The sequence below is a fragment of the Enterobacter sp. MGH85 genome (assembly GCF_001037655.1).
Lineage (GTDB): Bacteria > Pseudomonadota > Gammaproteobacteria > Enterobacterales > Enterobacteriaceae > Enterobacter > Enterobacter intestinihominis.
Map to the genome: position 1 here is coordinate 90,991 of NZ_KQ089926.1, position 15,884 is coordinate 106,874.

Consider the following 15,884-nt stretch of genomic DNA (forward strand, 5'->3'; position numbering starts at 1 on the left):
GGGCGCCGTGACCGGCGTAAGCCGCTGCGGTTTGAAAGGTTCTGCCTGTCCCATCCCTTACCCTGCAAAGCCATATCCGTTAACCGCCACGCCTGATTGTGATGTGCGCGGTCGGAGTGAGCACGTCGAGGCCACAGGCCGCTGACGGGCTGTATCTCCGCGTTAGCGCCGTGAGGCGCTTACGAGCGTGTACAGTGAGCTTACCGCGACTCAAACTGCAGCGGCTCTGATTTCTAGTTACAACATCCCTCTTAAAGCGAGGGTGTTCCGGCCCTTTGGGCCGGGGCGGCGTCGGTTTAGCAGGGGTTAGGTATGTATGCGGTGCCGGGTTCTGGCCAGAAAGGGGCCCGGCGCTTGCGACGGGAGGTACTTTTGATTTTGTTCTGAGCGCGAGGCCGTGAGGCCGCTGCATGCGAAGGCATTTTTCGTTATCCACAGAGTGACTGCAGACAAAGATCTACTCTGGAATGAAATGAACAGAGAGATAAAAACGGTGAAGTAAGACTGTTTTGCGGAATGTCTTTTATTCGTTTCCGGGTTACTTCACTTATTCGTTTGCGGATTTCTGTGTAAAAAAAAGAGACAGTGGCCACTGGGGGCCATAACGACAAGCAGAACGTCATGGTGACCGGAAGGAGAACGGAGTGAAGGTTGAAAAATGAGCAGAGTGGCCGAAAAAAACCAGCACGAAAAGCCCCAGTGAGGGGCCCGTAAACAAGAAGACTGTTGTGTCGTCTGTGACTAGTCCGGGGGAGAAAGCGCCAGATCCAGCTGGTAAAGATGCTGGATGGCCAGAGCCTTCAGGCGCTCAGATGTGCACCAGTACGCTTCGTCAGGCGGGAGGGTGCGGTAAATCCATTCAGACATTGCATGGAGTCGTTCATCTGCCGGCAGCTTAATCAGATTGTTGGCACGTTTACGCTCCGCGCCTTTTTTGCGGCGGTAAACGAGTGCCTCCCGACGCTTACGGCCAGACCAGCATTTCCGCGCAGAGTGGGCCTGAACATCATCATGTTCGCTCATCACTCCTTCCCGGATCAGCTGCTCACGCTCGGCGCTCTGACGGAGCTTCTTCTCCTGCTCTTTAAACAGCTTGTCCATATCGACGCCCAGCATCTGGAATCCCACGGGGGTTATATAGACATACGTTGGCAACCAGGTGCGGGATTCACGATCCCAGGCGCGTTCTTCTGCGAGGCCCAGAACGCCAAACCGTACCTGTTCCTCAATAAGCCGTGAAAGGCGTGACACCGTCACCTCCGTTTCAGGAATGACATTGCCTTTTGCGTCCTTTGCACTGAGTTCTTTTGCAAGACGGGAGATACACATGCCGACGGTATGCTTGCCGGCATCACAGAAGCTGATGAGCACTGGCCAGAGCGCATCGAGCAGGCGCTGACGTTCCGGACGGAAGCCATATTTACGTCCCGCCTTACGGCGGCCGGCGACATAGAGAGGGTGACGAGAAACATGCATGCGCAGGCTGACCTGCCCGGTTTCTTTGTCTTTTTTCACCAGGCGATTGTAGGCATGACCGAGCTGTCCGGAGAGCTTTTTATAATGCTCCGGGCGATACCAGGCCGGGTTCTCACATTTGGCTTTTGTGGAATGCTCACCGCGTTTGCGGCGGGTCAGTTTTTTGACCGGTGCAATGAGGAAATTACCCTGAGTGCCGGCATCGACATCCTGGCAGAAACGGGTTAGCTCATCTTTCGGTAGATCTGACCAGTGAACAGAAATCTGATTGTCATTCACGGCGGCCTGTTCTTATGGCGGCCGGGTGTTGTGTTATGTGGTGCATGCGTTATAATCCTTCACAGGCCACGCGCCTGCTTTTGGACCCCCTGATATCTGTGTCTTCCGCCAAGATGATGACAGATGTCGGGGGGTTTGTGCATTCAGGCTCCGGGAAATCCCGTTACCTGCTCCTGAACGTTTTACTGGACACGTCCTGTCCCTGTCTGTTTCCGGAAGTCCGCATTTCTTCCGTAAAACCATCTTTTGCCACCCGCCTGCCTCACCACAAAGCAGTCAAACCGTCAGTTTGAGTTAGGACACAAAAGTAATCTGAATCAACAATCTGTCCCACCACAAGACGATCGCTGACGATCCGAATACTACCTTCTCATCAGTAACTTTTCCAGATGTTAGACCAGATAACAATCCATAGTTTTCATGCTAATTGTCCGGATGAGACTGCTAGCAAGCATCGCACGCAGTAAATTCAGGGCGTTGGGTTTGATTTGGTAGGCCAGAGCAAGGAAAATAATTTAGAGGAAGAGCTTTACCTAATAGTTGCAAGTTGACTCTTTCGTATGTTCACTGCACTTAAAAAACCGTATAGCTTTTGCTATACAGAATCCATATGATATGCTTGTAAAGCAATCGCTATACAAGGAGCGCACTCATGAAATCAGATGTTCAGCTCAACCTTAGAGCTAAAGAATCTCAAAGAGCACTTATTGATGCTGCAGCAGAGATTCTCCATAAATCACGCACGGACTTCATCCTGGAAATGGCATGTCAGGCTGCGGAGAATGTGATCCTCGATCGTCGCGTATTTAATTTTAACGATGAGCAGTATGCAGAGTTTATCGATATGCTCGATGCACCGGTTTCGGATGAGGCGGCTATTGATAAACTTCTGGCAAGGAAACCTCAGTGGGACGTGTAACAGCACCAGAACCATTATCCAGCTCCCATCAACTAGCAGAGTTCGTCAGTGGTGAGGCAGTACTTGATGACTGGCTTAAACAGAGGGGATTAAAAAACAAAGCTCTTGGTGCAGCACGAACGTTCGTCGTTTGTAAAAGAGACACTAAACAGGTTGTCGGTTTTTACTCTCTGGCCACCGGCAGCGTTAACCACGTGGAAGCAATGGGAAGCCTCAGGCGCAATATGCCAGATCCAATTCCCGTAATCATACTTGCTCGCCTGGCAGTTGATGTTTCATACCGTGGCCAAGGGCTCGGGGCCGATTTACTGCATGATGCAGTTCTGCGCTGTTACCGTGTAGCTGAGAATATTGGAGTCCGTGCGATTATGGTTCATGCACTGACTGAAGAAGCCAAAAACTTTTATCTTCACCATGGCTTTAAGGCATCACAAACTCAGGAACGGACATTGTTTTTAAAGTTACCACAGTGAGGTTTGAGGAAGAAAGGGGCTTGTTCGATATTTAAGATATTGATTTATAATGATTTTACTATTGAATTTAACATAATCTTTGTTATACGCACCAATGTTGTAGTAGCTAAATTGAGATGTCCGTCTCTGACCAAATAGACATGTCCGCGCTACAGTCTAACCACAGTGCTCACTACTTTCAAAGGATGAGACTGATGAAGGCATACGGAACGGAGTTTAATCTCATTGAACGAAAAAACCGGCTCAGGATCCGACGCCATCTTACCATTCGTCTTACAGCCACCCAGCTTGAGAACTCTGAGAGATATTGACGCCGCTTTCTTGAGCGCTCATGCAAGATACATTCAAGGCGTTGAATCTCATATTGTGGCTAAATGTCCGGTAAATGAAATAGTTTCAATAGTATGATATAAAAAGACCACCCAATGCATAGGTAAATTTTGGGTGTCAGAGAACCCTAAACCGCTATGTGGCAGAAATTGACATGTATAAGCCATAATATCCCATTACCTTTCGAAAGGATCAGAAATGCATAACGAAATTGAGAAGTGGCTGAATGCTCAAGCCAATGATAATCCAGTCGCGCGAGCTGAACTTGCAAGGACGCTAGTTAAAAAAGTATATGATTTTGTTAAGTTTAATCGCCCTGAAGGTGAGGGGTTGGATGGTCGCGATGGCCCGGAAAGGCAAAGTCTGGCTAAAATTGTCGATGCAGCAGAAGATCACTATATAGAAATGTGCGAAATAAAAAACAAGTAATGCCTATCTATCGGCTCAGAGCTAATTTTGAGCCGAAATAAAAAAATCAGAATAATTTGCTGAAGAAAAAATGAGTAATAAAATGCAAGATATTTTGTCGAATACATTTAAGGTTATAATTTCCTTTTTTGTCGCTCTTGTTTTGAATAAATTACTGTCTCTGTTCAGAAAGAGGCAGCTTTATTTGTCATGTTGGAATTCAATTGAAAACACATCAATTGCCGATAATGCATTTACTATGAACTCCAGTATATATAACAACGGAAAAGATAAAGAAAAAAATGTAATTATAAAGATGCCTAATGGGTTAAGTTGTAGTGTTTTATCATCCACCTATGATTATAAAAATGAAAATGGTGAAATACTTATAGATAGAGTTCTTCCTTCAGAAAAAATATCGATGGTGATATTGGTTGAAGGTGCGAGGAAATTAGAGAAGAAAATAAGGCCGCGGATAAAATCAGAAGATGCCAATGGGCGAGTATATCTGACACAAGATGTAGTTCCTCCCAGCGCTGGGGTCTTAACGTTCACCATTGCTCTATTTACGACAACACTAGGCGTATTAAGTTACTTGATAAGCAGCGGCGATTCGCCTGAAAAAACAATCGGATATATACACAATTCTCTGTTTTACAGTGATTACAAAAATAATGGTTTTCTGATTTCCCCATTTGGTAACGATATAGTAATAAAGAATTACGACATTGCAAAAAAAGAGTATCCAATCGAATTGGTTGATGCCAGGAGATTGAACGGTAAAATTCAATATAAATTTAGGCTAGTAAATAAACTAAGTTCTCCAATGGCATTTAAGGCAAATTATAAAGTAAATTCAAGTCATGCCTTTTGGGGTGAGATATCAAATATAAGTGATTTTGCCGATGAGCAAACTCAGCAGAAAGCAAAGCAAGAAATTTTTGAAAAGTATCATGCGAACGGTACGGTCATCGGGGGGAAGATATTTTTTGATTCGGCAGAGGTTATTGTTAAGCCCAATAGCATGAGTTATTTAATATTAAGTAGAGATGATAAAAGTTACCTTACTTTAGATGATATGGATGCCGAAATAGACATAAAAGCATCTGAAGGATTGGTGAATAAAAAGGTAGAAATGTTTTTCCAAGCCAATAACAATAAGAAAATCATATCGTTATTTAAATGATTACTTACAAAGGTTGTGATGTTAAAGAGACCGTTGCTGGAGATACTTTCGCAGCGGTTTTTTCAATATATGGATATATCTACCTAGCCGATGCTTGGAATTTTTAGTATCTATATTTTATCAACATCCTTTTGATAGTGTTTTTATTGATATATCCTAGGATTCAAATAAAGTGGCATCAAATGATACCACTTTATAAATTAATATGATTGAATCTCTGCTGAAGGGCTCGCTATGTCGCTCTTCTTTTTAGGTAACTGTGGGAATACAACCCTGCCTACAGTTTTAAATATTGACTGCCTGCATTTCTTTGCAAAAGTTTTGTTTTTATTTTCTTTAAGGTATTTAGCAATTAAAAACAGGTCTGGTGTAAATATTAGTGCTGTTGAGCTGGCTTGTGCTGAAGCGATACATTTATCGGTAAATGGTTTCTTTCTGCTTTCGACAGGCTCTAAACGATAAGGATTTCCAAACAATACTGACTTGGCTGGTGCCATAACTTCATCGCGCTTAAGATCTTCATGTATATTAAGAGCTATTTGTCGAAGTTTATCTATGTTAATTGCTTTGTTATCTTTGCCTTCGGCCTCACCGATAAATCGTCCTTCTTCAGAAACGAAAACAGCATCAAATTCAGACTCGCCATTATCAAATTGTGAAACACTGAAACCCATTAGCACCAATGACTCAATAATAGCATGCTCAAGTGGCTTGCCTTTTTCAAACAGAAGATTTCTAAGACGCGCAAGATCTTTTGTTTGGCTGAGTATCTGCTCCTTTTCTTTCTGGATGGCCTGTATTTTCTCTTCAACTTTCAAAAGGCTCTCAAATGCAGTAATTTCCTGTTTTAGCAAAAATTTTTCGGACTCAACCCACTTTGGTGGAGGAGTTATATCCCCGCTTGAGTTGATCAATTTTGCCATTAACACCACTTCTCGTATCAATTCTTTAGCAAACAACTCACCTTTACTTGTCCATTCATTTTCATCATTTATGAAATCATCCTGATAAAAATCTATGTCTGGCAATAATAGCAGCGCTCCATTGCTATTATTACTTCGTATTAACGAACCAACTTCTTTATCTCCGTTTTTAGTGAGTATCAATTTTGTTGTATTATTAGATTCAATAGTAACAGTATAGGTTGATTTAGCAGAGAACTGTTTCCAATAAGATGATACTATCTGAGAACTATTATTTGAAAGTTTCATTTCCCTACCCTTGCCGCTTGTTAGCGCTAATTCACAGGGAACAAACTGATAGTTATCATAACTTGTTACTATTCTTGTCACCTTTTGATTTCTGCCAGTACCAGATGTGCGTTTTTCTCCAGTAGCTATAGAAACAGGTGTTTTATCACATAAATATACTATTACTAATTTCCCATGTTCTACGGCTGTTTTAATTTCTCTACGCCAGTGCTCAGACTGCGCTTTTAATTTAAAGGAGTCATTATCTGATAAACATGGGTTTCCTTGGAATGTAGACTCCTTTCTATTGATATAACTATATATATCAGGTCTTATGAGTATAACATCCCAGTCTAAAAGAGAAATGTTGTTATCAAAAGAACTGTATTCAGCACTTTCGTCAGCCAGATCAAAACCTATCGTAAGAATTTTTTTTTGTGCCATATATGTTCCCTCACAAAATCGATTTGTAACACAGTTGATTTTCTAGTCAGTTGCTATGCATATCATGAAAGTATAAACGTGTGCAAAAAATACAATACGATTTATTCTACTTATTAAAATGTATCTTTGAAAAAGTAGACTCTCTGCGGTACGCTCTGACGGTATCATTTACCCCGATTTTTCACGCAGCGCGCCGGTCCCTTTCCGGCCCGGACGGAGCCCGACATGATCCTGATGCCCGACGACGAACCCGAGCTGCTCCCGCCCCCGGTGGTCATTCCGCCAGATGAGGATGTCCTGCCGGTGCTGTCAGGTGGTAATGCCCTGGTCAGTCCCGCACGGGCCTACCTGCTGTCCCTCAATTCACCCCGCAGCCGGCAGACCATGGCCTCGTTCCTTGGCATCGTCGCCGGCATGCTCGGCGCCACGTCCCTGGAGTCCTGCAGCTGGGGCAGCCTGCGGCGCCACCACGTGATGGCCGTGACCGAACTGCTGCGCGACACCGGCCGGGCCACGGCCACCGTCAACACCTATCTTTCGGCACTGAAGGGCGTGGCAAAAGAAGCCTGGATGCTTAAGCTAATGGACGTCGAGAGTTTCCAGCACATCCGGGCGGTACGTAACCTGAGGGGCAGCCGCCTGCCGCGCGGCCGGGCCCTGCCACCGGAGGAGATACGGGCGCTGTTTGGTGCCTGCGAGGCCGATGACTCCAGCATCGGGGTACGCGATGCGGCAATGCTGGCCGTCATTCTCGGCTGCGGGCTGCGCCGCTCGGAGGCCGTGGGGCTGGATTTGAGTGACGTTGTCACCCATGAGCGGGCGCTCCGGGTACTGGGTAAGGGAAACAAGGAGCGGCTGGCATACATGCCGGCTGGTACCTGGCAGCGGCTAACAATGTGGATTGAACAGGTTCGGGGGGAGAGAGAGGGGCCGCTGTTCACCCGTATCCGTCGTTTTGACACCCTGACGAATGACCGCCTGACCGACCAGGCGGTGTACCATGTCCTGCAGGTGCGCCAGCGCCAGGCCGGAATAGCCAAATGCGCGCCGCACGACTTGCGTCGAACCTTTGCCACCGCCATGCTGGATAACGGCGAGGATCTCATCACGGTGAAGGATGCGATGGGTCATGCCAGCGTCACCACCACCCAGCAGTACGATCGCCGCGGAGAAGCGCGCCTGCGCACGGCCCGTGACCGTCTGGATCTGATATGAACTTAACAAGATGGCAAGATGTTAAGTTAACAAGATACCAGGTTAATATGTTCGCAGGCTACGCGATTGAATCGCCACGGGTTTAACAGACACCTCAGAGTCATTTAAGATGGCTTAAAGAGAGGTGCCCATGAGCGGTAAGCGTTATCCCGAAGAGTTTAAAACTGAAGCAGTCAAACAGGTTGTTGATCGCGGTTATTCTGTTGCCAGCGTTGCAACACGTCTCGATATCACCACCCACAGCCTTTACGCCTGGATAAAGAAGTACGGTCCGGATTCTTCCGCTAATAAAGAACAGTCAGATGCTCAGGCCGAGATCCGCCGTCTCCAGAAAGAGCTGAAGCGGGTTACCGACGAACGGGACATATTAAAAAAAGCCGCGGCGTACTTCGCAAAGCTGTCCGACTGAGGTACGCCTTTATCCGTGACAACACCTGTTGCTGGCCTGTTCGCCTGCTCTGTCGGGTGCTGGATGTTCATCCCAGTGGTTTTTACGCCTGGCTTCAGCAGCCGCATTCACAACGCCATCAGGCAGACCTGAGACTGACAGGACAGATTAAACAGTTCTGGCTGGAATCGGGATGCGTCTATGGTTATCGCAAAATCCATCTGGATCTGCGGGACAGCGGGCAACAGTGCGGAGTGAACAGAGTCTGGCGACTGATGAAACGTGTCGGGATAAAGGCTCAGGTCGGATACCGGAGCCCGCGGGCACGTAAAGGCGAGGCCAGTATCGTGTCGCCCAACAGGCTCCAGCGACAGTTCAATCCGGATGCTCCGGATAAGCGTTGGGTAACGGACATAACCTACATCAGGACCCACGAAGGCTGGCTGTATCTTGCCGTGGTTGTTGATCTGTTCTCACGCAAAATTATCGGCTGGTCCATGCAATCCCGGATGACAAAGGACATTGTCCTGAACGCACTGCTGATGGCTGTATGGCGCCGTAATCCCCAAAAACAGGTGCTGGTTCATTCGGATCAGGGCAGTCAGTACACAAGCCATGAGTGGCAGTCGTTCCTGAAATCACACGGCCTGGAGGGCAGCATGAGCCGTCGCGGTAACTGCCATGATAATGCGGTTGCAGAAAGCTTTTTCCAGTTGTTGAAACGCGAACGGATAAAGAAAAAGAGCTACGGAACGCGGGAAGAAGCCCGCAGCGATATTTTTGATTACATCGAAATGTTTTATAACAGTAAGCGTCGGCATGGTTCCAGCGATCAGATGTCACCGACAGAATATGAAAACCAGTATTATCAACGGCTAGGAAGTGTCTAGATTATCCGTGGCGATTCAGTCGCGTCCGGGCGTGTTCCTATCGACCAGCTTACAACCTGGCCATCAAAGCAGTCGATAACCGGCGACAGATAGACTTTTCCAGCAGGAAGCTGGAACTCCGTAATATCGGTCAGCCACTTCTCATTTGGCCTGCAGGAACTAAAATCCCGGGCGAGTAAATTTTCCGGTGCCGGGCCGATTTCGCCACAGTAAGAGTTGTATCGTCGTCGCCTGGTGCGCTTAACAACGAGCTGCTCTTCTGCCATCAGTCTGCGGACAACCTTTTCAGAAATAACCCTGTTGTTACCGCGAAGCATCGCGTGAAGGCGCCGGTAGCCGTAACAGCGGTAATTCTCCTCAAAGATATCGGCCATGATCACGCGTATTTCCGCATACTTATCGCACAGACGTTTGCTGGCTTTGTGGTAAAAATAACAGCTGCGGGCAAGTTGCAGAACGCTTAGCAACTCAGCAACGGGGTACTTTTTCTTAAGGGCATCAACTATCAGGGTTTTCTCCCTGTTTTTCAGTGTCAGAAAGCTGATGCCCAGATCTTTTTTTATCAGTTCATTCGCCTTTATCAGTATGTCACGTTCGAGCTGCAGCTGATGAACCTGCTGCCTGAGTCGCTGGATTTCACCGAGTAAAGCATCCTGATTTTTATCTTGAGGGGCTGCCTTTCGTTTGCGCATGGATTGATAAGCCTCGTCACTGATAAGGTCTTTCTTCCATTTGTACAGGACCGGGACGCTGACGCCTATGCTTTGTGCAACTTTACGCGCGGTTCCACGTCGGTTACAGAGCTCCCGGACGGCCTGAGACCTCTCTTCCGGGCTGAAGCATTTGTTTGTGCCTGAGCGAATGACCAGGGGACGCGCATTTGGGTAAAACTCTTCAATCCAGCGCTTTAGAATTTCGTTACTGGGGTAGCCGATGGCTCGGCGAGTGTACGACAGGCAACCACCGTGAGTAAGATAATGCTCAACAGCAGCAATTTTCTGTGTCCGTGAATAGCGTTCTCTTGGCTTTAATTCCCTGGGTAAATCGCCCTTCTCTTCATAAATCCGAACCCAACGGCCCAGCTGTTTTGTGGAAGGATATCCCAGCTCCATGACGACAACGGAGGCTTTCTTTCCGTACCGGTAATAGAGTTCGACGGCCCGGATCCGGTCCTCGTATGAATGCATAAATTAACCCCTGAAGGTCCAGGAATTCGTCCGCACTCCCCATGCTCATGAGGACTTTTACATGATAAAGCAAATGCGCCAGCAGGGTGCGTATATTGTTGATATTGCCACTCAGGTTGGTTGCTCTGAGCGGACTGTCAGACGGTACCTGAAATACCCGGAACCTCCGGCCAGAAAAACACGCCACAAAATGGCCAAACTCAGGCCGTTCATGGACTATATCGACATGCGTCTGGCTGAGAATGTCTGGAACGGCGAGGTCATCCTCGCGGAAATCAAAGCGATGGGTTATACCGGCGGACGCTCCATGTTGCGTTACTACATCCAGCCAAAACGTAAGATGCGGCCATCGAAGAAAACGGTTCGCTTCGAAACTCAGCCCGGTTACCAGCTCCAGCATGACTGGGGAGAAGTTGAGGCTGAGGTTGCCGGGCAACGATGCAGGGTTAACTTCGCGGTTAACACGCTGGGGTTCTCACGTCGCTTCCATGTCTTCGCGGCACCAAAGCAGGATGCTGAACATACCTATGAGTCACTGGTCCGCGCCTTCCGCTACTTCGGCGGCAGCGTGAAAACCGTGCTGGTCGATAATCAGAAAGCCGCAGTGCTGAAAAATAACAACGGGAAGATGGTGTTCAACTCCGGGTTCCTGCTGCTGGCCGATCACTATGGCTTCCTGCCACGGGCATGCCGTCCACGAAGGGCCAGAACCAAAGGTAAGGTGGAGCGGATTGTGAAATACCTCAAGGAGAACTTCTTCGTCCGGTACCGCCGGTTCGACAGCTTCGCCCAGGTTAATCAGCTACTGGAGCAGTGGATGGCTGACGTTGCCGACAGGCGGGAACTTCGCCAGTTCAGGCAGACACCGGAACAGCGCTTCACGCAGGAACAGGAGCATCTGCAGCCGTTGCCGGATACGGACTTCGATACCAGCTACTTCGATATCCGTCATGTCTCCTGGGATGGCTATATCGAGGTTGGCGGAAACCGTTACAGCGTGCCGGAAAGCCTGTGTGGCCAGCCGGTATCAATACGGATCTCGCTGGATGATGAACTGCGGATCTACAGTAATGAGCAGCAGATGGCATCGCACCGTCTCTGTTCGGCTGCATCCGGCTGGCAGACCGTGCCGGAGCATCACGCCCCGCTCTGGCAGCAGGTCAGTCAGGTGGAACCCGAAATCTGATTTATTCAACAAAGCCGCACCAAATCATCACTCGAAGATATTCAGGCATGGTACATCCGCGGCAAGCCCCTAATTTGTACTGAGGGGCAAAGTGAAAAAAGTTACTTTTTGTTGAAACGACAGTTAGCAATAACCCCCGCTTGCGGGGGCCATACCCACCAGGAGCAAACGCAGAAAGCCCGAGATACTTCTGCTGTACCGGGGGCTGGCGACATTTCAGGCAACACTCATAGTTGACCACATCATGATGTCATTCTGACCGACAGATGCCAGAAGCAGAGGATCCATCCCATTTTATACCTACCTTATAACACTTAGAAAAACAACATGTTAAAAATGTTTATTGGAAACAATTTTATTTCCAATTGTAATGATAACCATTCTCATATTAATATGGCTACGTGATAATTAACTTTTGATGCACTCCGCATGTCTGACCGTGCCACTACCACAGCTTCCTTAACGTTCGAGTCGCTTTATGACACCCATCACGGCTGGTTGAAAAGTTGGCTGACGCGCAAACTCCAGTCTGCCTTTGATGCAGATGACATTGCCCAGGACACTTTTTTGCGGGTAATGAGCAGCGAAACGCTCTCGACGATCCGCGATCCTCGCTCTTTCCTGTGCGCTATCGCCAAACGCGTGATGGTGGACCTGTTTCGCCGAAACGCGCTGGAAAAAGCGTATCTGGAGATGCTGGCGCTTATGCCGGAGGGGGTAGCGCCTTCACCTGAGGAACGCGAAAGCCAGCTCGAGACCCTACAACTCGTCGACAGCATGCTGGACGGGCTAAACGGAAAAACACGTGAAGCGTTTCTGCTTTCGCAACTGGATGGCCTGACATACAGCGAGATTGCGCACAAACTCGGTGTTTCTGTCAGCTCCGTGAAAAAATACGTGGCGAAAGCCGTCGAGCACTGCCTGCTGTTTCGTCTGGAGCATGGGTTATGAATCCTTCGTTAACCGATTCCCGCCGTCAGGCGCTGCGTTCAGCTTCCCACTGGTATGCCGTGCTAAGCGGCGAGCGCGTCAGCCCACAACAGGAAGCGCGCTGGCAACAGTGGTATGAACAGGATCAGGATAACCAGTGGGCCTGGCAGCAGGTTGAAAACCTGCGCAACCAGCTTGGCGGTGTGCCTGGCGACGTTGCCAGCCGGGCGCTGCACGATACCCGCCTCACCCGCCGTCACGTGATGAAAGGATTACTGCTGTTGCTCGGCGCTGGCGGAGGCTGGCAACTCTGGCAGTCGGAAACCGGCGAAGGTCTGCGGGCAGATTACCGCACCGCCAAAGGCGCAGTCAGCCGTCAGCAACTGGAAGATGGCTCCCTGCTCACGCTGAATACCCAAAGCGCGGCGGATGTGCGTTTTGATGCGCATCAGCGCACCGTCCGGCTCTGGTACGGTGAAATCGCCATTACTACCGCGAAAGATGCGCAGCAACGCCCCTTCCGCGTCCTGACCCGTCAGGGCCAACTCACCGCTTTAGGGACAGAATTTACCGTCCGCCAGCAGGATAATTTCACGCAGCTTGACGTGCAGCAGCACGCCGTGGAAGTGCTTCTCGCCAGTGCCCCCGCGCAAAAACGCATCGTGAACGCTGGTGAAAGCCTGCAGTTCAGCGCCTCTGAGTTTGGCGCAGTGAAACCGCTGGATGACGAGAGTACAAGCTGGACGAAGGGCATCCTGAGCTTCAGCGATAAACCGCTGGGTGAGGTGATAGCCACGCTAAGCCGTTACCGCAACGGCGTGCTGCGCTGCGATCCCGCCGTTGCCGGGCTGCGCCTGAGCGGGACGTTCCCGCTGAAAAATACCGATGCGATCCTGAACGTTATCGCTCAAACGCTTCCCGTTAAAATTCAGTCTATTACGCGGTACTGGATAAACATTTCACCGCTGTAAGAAAAATAATTCTCATTTCGATTGTCCTTTTTACCCTTCTCGTTCGACTCATAGCTGAACACAACAAAAATGATGATGGAGAAGGTATGACGCCGTTACGCGTTTATCGTAAAACAACACCTTTGGTTAACGCCATTCGCCTGAGCCTGCTGCCGCTGGCCGGTCTCTCGTTTTCCGCTTTTGCTGCACAGGTTGATATCGCACCGGGATCGCTCGACAAAGCGCTCAATCAGTATGCCGCACACAGCGGAATTACCCTCTCGGTTGACGCCAGCCTGACGCGCGGCAAGCAGAGCAACGGCCTGCACGGAGATTACGACGTCGAGAGCGGCCTGCAACAGCTGCTGGACGGCAGCGGACTGCAGGTAAAACCGCTGGGAAATAACAGCTGGACGCTGGAGACCGCGCCCGCGCCAAAAGAAGATGCCCTGACCGTGGTCGGCGACTGGCTGGGCGATGCGCGTGAAAACGACGTATTTGAACATGCTGGCGCGCGTGACGTGATCCGCCGTGAGGATTTCGCCAAAACCGGCGCAACCACCATGCGTGAGGTGCTTAACCGCATCCCTGGCGTCAGCGCGCCGGAAAACAACGGCACCGGCAGCCACGACCTGGCGATGAACTTTGGCATCCGGGGCCTGAACCCACGCCTCGCCAGCCGCTCGACCGTCCTGATGGACGGCATCCCCGTCCCCTTTGCCCCTTACGGTCAGCCGCAGCTTTCACTGGCTCCCGTTTCGCTCGGCAACATGGATGCCATTGACGTGGTGCGCGGTGGTGGTGCGGTGCGTTACGGACCGCAGAGCGTGGGCGGCGTGGTGAACTTTGTTACCCGCGCCATTCCGCAGGACTTTGGTATCGAGGCGGGGGTGGAAGGTCAGCTCAGCCCAACCTCTTCACAAAACAACCCGAAAGAGACGCACAACCTGATGGTGGGCGGCACAGCGGACAACGGTTTTGGCACCGCGCTGCTCTACTCCGGCACGCGCGGCAGTGACTGGCGCGAGCACAGCGCCACCCGCATCGACGACCTGATGCTGAAAAGCAAATATGCGCCGAATGAGGTGCACACCTTCAACAGCCTGCTGCAATATTACGATGGTGAAGCCGACATGCCCGGCGGCCTGTCCCGCGCGGATTACGACGCCGATCGCTGGCAATCCACCCGCCCGTATGACCGCTTCTGGGGCCGTCGCAAGCTGGCGAGCCTGGGCTACCAGTTCCAGCCGGACAGCCAGCATAAATTCAACATTCAGGGGTTCTACACCCAAACCCTGCGCAGCGGCTACCTGGAGCAAGGCAAACGCATCACCCTCTCGCCGCGTAACTACTGGGTGCGCGGTATTGAGCCACGCTACAGCCAGAGCTTTATGATCGGCCCTTCCGCGCACGAAGTGGGCGTGGGCTATCGCTATGTGAATGAATCAACGCATGAAATGCGTTACTACACCGCCACCAGCAGCGGGCAGTTGCCGTCCGGCTCAAGCCCTTACGACCGCGACACGCGTTCCGGCACCGAGGCGCACGCCTGGTATCTGGATGACAAAATCGACATCGGCAACTGGACCATCACGCCGGGTATGCGTTTCGAACATATCGAGTCATACCAGAACAACGCCATCAAAGGCACGCACGAAGAGGTGAGCTATAACGCACCGCTTCCGGCGTTGAACGTGCTCTATCACCTGACTGATAGCTGGAATCTTTATGCAAACACTGAAGGCTCGTTCGGCACCGTACAGTACAGCCAGATTGGCAAGGCTGTGCAAAGCGGCAATGTGGAACCGGAAAAAGCGCGAACCTGGGAACTCGGTACCCGCTACGACGACGGCGCGCTGACGGCGGAAATGGGGCTGTTCCTAATTAACTTTAACAATCAGTACGACTCCAACCAGACCAACGACACCGTCACTGCACGTGGCAAAACGCGCCATACCGGGCTGGAAACGCAGGCACGTTACGACCTGGGTACGCTAACGCCAACGCTTGATAACGTTTCCGTCTACGCCAGCTATGCGTATGTGAAAGCGGAAATCCGCGAGAAAGGCGACACCTATGGCAATCAGGTGCCATTCTCCCCGAAACATAAAGGCACGCTGGGCGTGGACTACAAGCCGGGCAACTGGACGTTCAATCTGAACAGCGATTTCCAGTCCAGCCAGTTTGCGGATAACGCCAATACGGTGAAAGAGAGCGCCGACGGCAGTACCGGCCGCATTCCCGGCTTCATGCTCTGGGGCGCACGCGTGGCGTATGACTTTGGCCCGCAGATGGCAGATCTGAACCTGGCGTTCGGTGTGAAAAACATCTTCGACCAGGACTACTTCATCCGCTCTTATGACGACAACAACAAAGGCATCTACGCAGGCCAGCCGCGCACGCTGTATATGCAGGGGTCGTTGAAGTTCTGAT

At 50.2% G+C, this 15,884-nt stretch carries 12 protein-coding genes and 1 pseudogene; 10 read left to right on the plus strand and 3 right to left on the minus strand.

What is annotated here, in order from left to right; all coding sequences use genetic code 11:
• Positions 1 to 741 precede the first annotated feature (741 nt).
• Positions 742 to 1,755, minus strand: a complete 1,014-nt coding sequence (gene repA, locus SK51_RS23090; RefSeq protein WP_032670853.1) for a plasmid replication initiator RepA — start codon at positions 1,753 to 1,755, stop codon at positions 742 to 744.
• 652 nt (positions 1,756 to 2,407) lie between these two features.
• On the opposite strand from repA, the gene SK51_RS23100 reads away from it, so the two are divergent.
• The 4 genes from SK51_RS23100 (at position 2,408) to SK51_RS23115 (ending at position 5,071) form a co-directional block, all read left to right on the plus strand.
• Positions 2,408 to 2,674 (plus strand): type II toxin-antitoxin system TacA family antitoxin, encoded by a 267-nt coding sequence (locus SK51_RS23100; protein WP_007869691.1) that lies wholly within the window; start codon positions 2,408 to 2,410, stop codon positions 2,672 to 2,674.
• Positions 2,662 to 3,147: a GNAT family N-acetyltransferase gene (locus SK51_RS23105; protein ID WP_048207291.1), complete on the plus strand. Its 486-nt coding sequence runs from the start codon at positions 2,662 to 2,664 to the stop codon at positions 3,145 to 3,147. Before SK51_RS23100 ends, SK51_RS23105 begins: the two co-directional genes overlap by 13 nt.
• A 528-nt stretch (positions 3,148 to 3,675) precedes the next feature.
• Complete coding sequence (locus tag SK51_RS23110; RefSeq protein WP_015572030.1) at positions 3,676 to 3,906, plus strand: hypothetical protein; 231 nt, start codon at positions 3,676 to 3,678, stop codon at positions 3,904 to 3,906.
• A 70-nt stretch (positions 3,907 to 3,976) separates the two neighbouring features.
• Entirely contained in the window at positions 3,977 to 5,071 is a 1,095-nt protein-coding gene (locus SK51_RS23115) for a hypothetical protein (protein ID WP_032670851.1), read from the plus strand.
• Positions 5,072 to 5,271: 200 nt separating this feature from the next.
• Here the strand turns inward: SK51_RS23115 and SK51_RS23120 are convergent, their stop codons facing one another.
• Entirely contained in the window at positions 5,272 to 6,705 is a 1,434-nt protein-coding gene (locus tag SK51_RS23120) for a hypothetical protein (protein ID WP_048207293.1), read from the minus strand.
• 225 nt (positions 6,706 to 6,930) lie between these two features.
• Here SK51_RS23120 and SK51_RS23125 point away from each other — a divergent pair, with 225 nt between their 5' ends.
• Positions 6,931 to 7,920, plus strand: coding sequence for a tyrosine-type recombinase/integrase (locus SK51_RS23125; RefSeq protein ID WP_016236492.1), 990 nt, complete (start codon positions 6,931 to 6,933; stop codon positions 7,918 to 7,920).
• A gap of 130 nt (positions 7,921 to 8,050) precedes the next feature.
• Positions 8,051 to 9,198 (plus strand): IS3 family transposase gene (locus tag SK51_RS23135; protein ID WP_088581786.1). Its coding sequence is split into 2 segments (ribosomal slippage): positions 8,051 to 8,288 and positions 8,288 to 9,198, totalling 1,149 coding nucleotides; the frame shifts between segments, so codons are not numbered across the junction.
• A gap of 17 nt (positions 9,199 to 9,215) precedes the next feature.
• Here SK51_RS23135 and SK51_RS23140 read toward each other — a convergent pair.
• Positions 9,216 to 10,385, minus strand: a pseudogene (locus SK51_RS23140) (IS3-like element ISKpn38 family transposase); the annotation flags it as partial.
• A gap of 61 nt (positions 10,386 to 10,446) precedes the next feature.
• On the opposite strand from SK51_RS23140, the gene istA reads away from it, so the two are divergent.
• The 4 genes from istA (at position 10,447) to fecA (ending at position 15,883) form a co-directional block, all read left to right on the plus strand.
• Positions 10,447 to 11,571: an IS21 family transposase gene (istA, locus tag SK51_RS23145; protein ID WP_016236494.1), complete on the plus strand. Its 1,125-nt coding sequence runs from the start codon at positions 10,447 to 10,449 to the stop codon at positions 11,569 to 11,571.
• A gap of 429 nt (positions 11,572 to 12,000) precedes the next feature.
• Positions 12,001 to 12,522: an RNA polymerase sigma factor FecI gene (fecI, locus tag SK51_RS23150; RefSeq protein WP_015572123.1), complete on the plus strand. Its 522-nt coding sequence runs from the start codon at positions 12,001 to 12,003 to the stop codon at positions 12,520 to 12,522.
• A complete protein-coding gene (gene fecR / locus SK51_RS23155) occupies positions 12,519 to 13,472 on the plus strand; it encodes a ferric citrate uptake sigma factor regulator FecR (protein ID WP_004118237.1) in 954 nt (317 codons plus the stop codon). Before fecI ends, fecR begins: the two co-directional genes overlap by 4 nt.
• An 86-nt stretch (positions 13,473 to 13,558) precedes the next feature.
• Positions 13,559 to 15,883: a TonB-dependent Fe(3+) dicitrate receptor FecA gene (gene fecA, locus SK51_RS23160; protein ID WP_015572122.1), complete on the plus strand. Its 2,325-nt coding sequence runs from the start codon at positions 13,559 to 13,561 to the stop codon at positions 15,881 to 15,883.
• The last annotated feature ends 1 nt before the right edge of the window (position 15,884 follow it).

Bases quoted from the DNA above. Each gene is read 5' to 3' on its own strand.
- SK51_RS23100 (WP_007869691.1), top strand. From the start codon at position 2,408: ATGAAATCAGATGTTCAGCTCAACCTTAGAGCTAAAGAATCTCAAAGA.
- istA (WP_016236494.1), top strand. From the start codon at position 10,447: ATGATAAAGCAAATGCGCCAGCAGGGTGCGTATATTGTTGATATTGCC.
- SK51_RS23115 (WP_032670851.1), top strand. From the start codon at position 3,977: ATGAGTAATAAAATGCAAGATATTTTGTCGAATACATTTAAGGTTATA.
- fecA (WP_015572122.1), top strand. From the start codon at position 13,559: ATGACGCCGTTACGCGTTTATCGTAAAACAACACCTTTGGTTAACGCC.
- SK51_RS23120 (WP_048207293.1), bottom strand. From the start codon at position 6,705: ATGGCACAAAAAAAAATTCTTACGATAGGTTTTGATCTGGCTGACGAA.
- SK51_RS23125 (WP_016236492.1), top strand. From the start codon at position 6,931: ATGATCCTGATGCCCGACGACGAACCCGAGCTGCTCCCGCCCCCGGTG.
- fecI (WP_015572123.1), top strand. From the start codon at position 12,001: ATGTCTGACCGTGCCACTACCACAGCTTCCTTAACGTTCGAGTCGCTT.
- fecR (WP_004118237.1), top strand. From the start codon at position 12,519: ATGAATCCTTCGTTAACCGATTCCCGCCGTCAGGCGCTGCGTTCAGCT.
- SK51_RS23110 (WP_015572030.1), top strand. From the start codon at position 3,676: ATGCATAACGAAATTGAGAAGTGGCTGAATGCTCAAGCCAATGATAAT.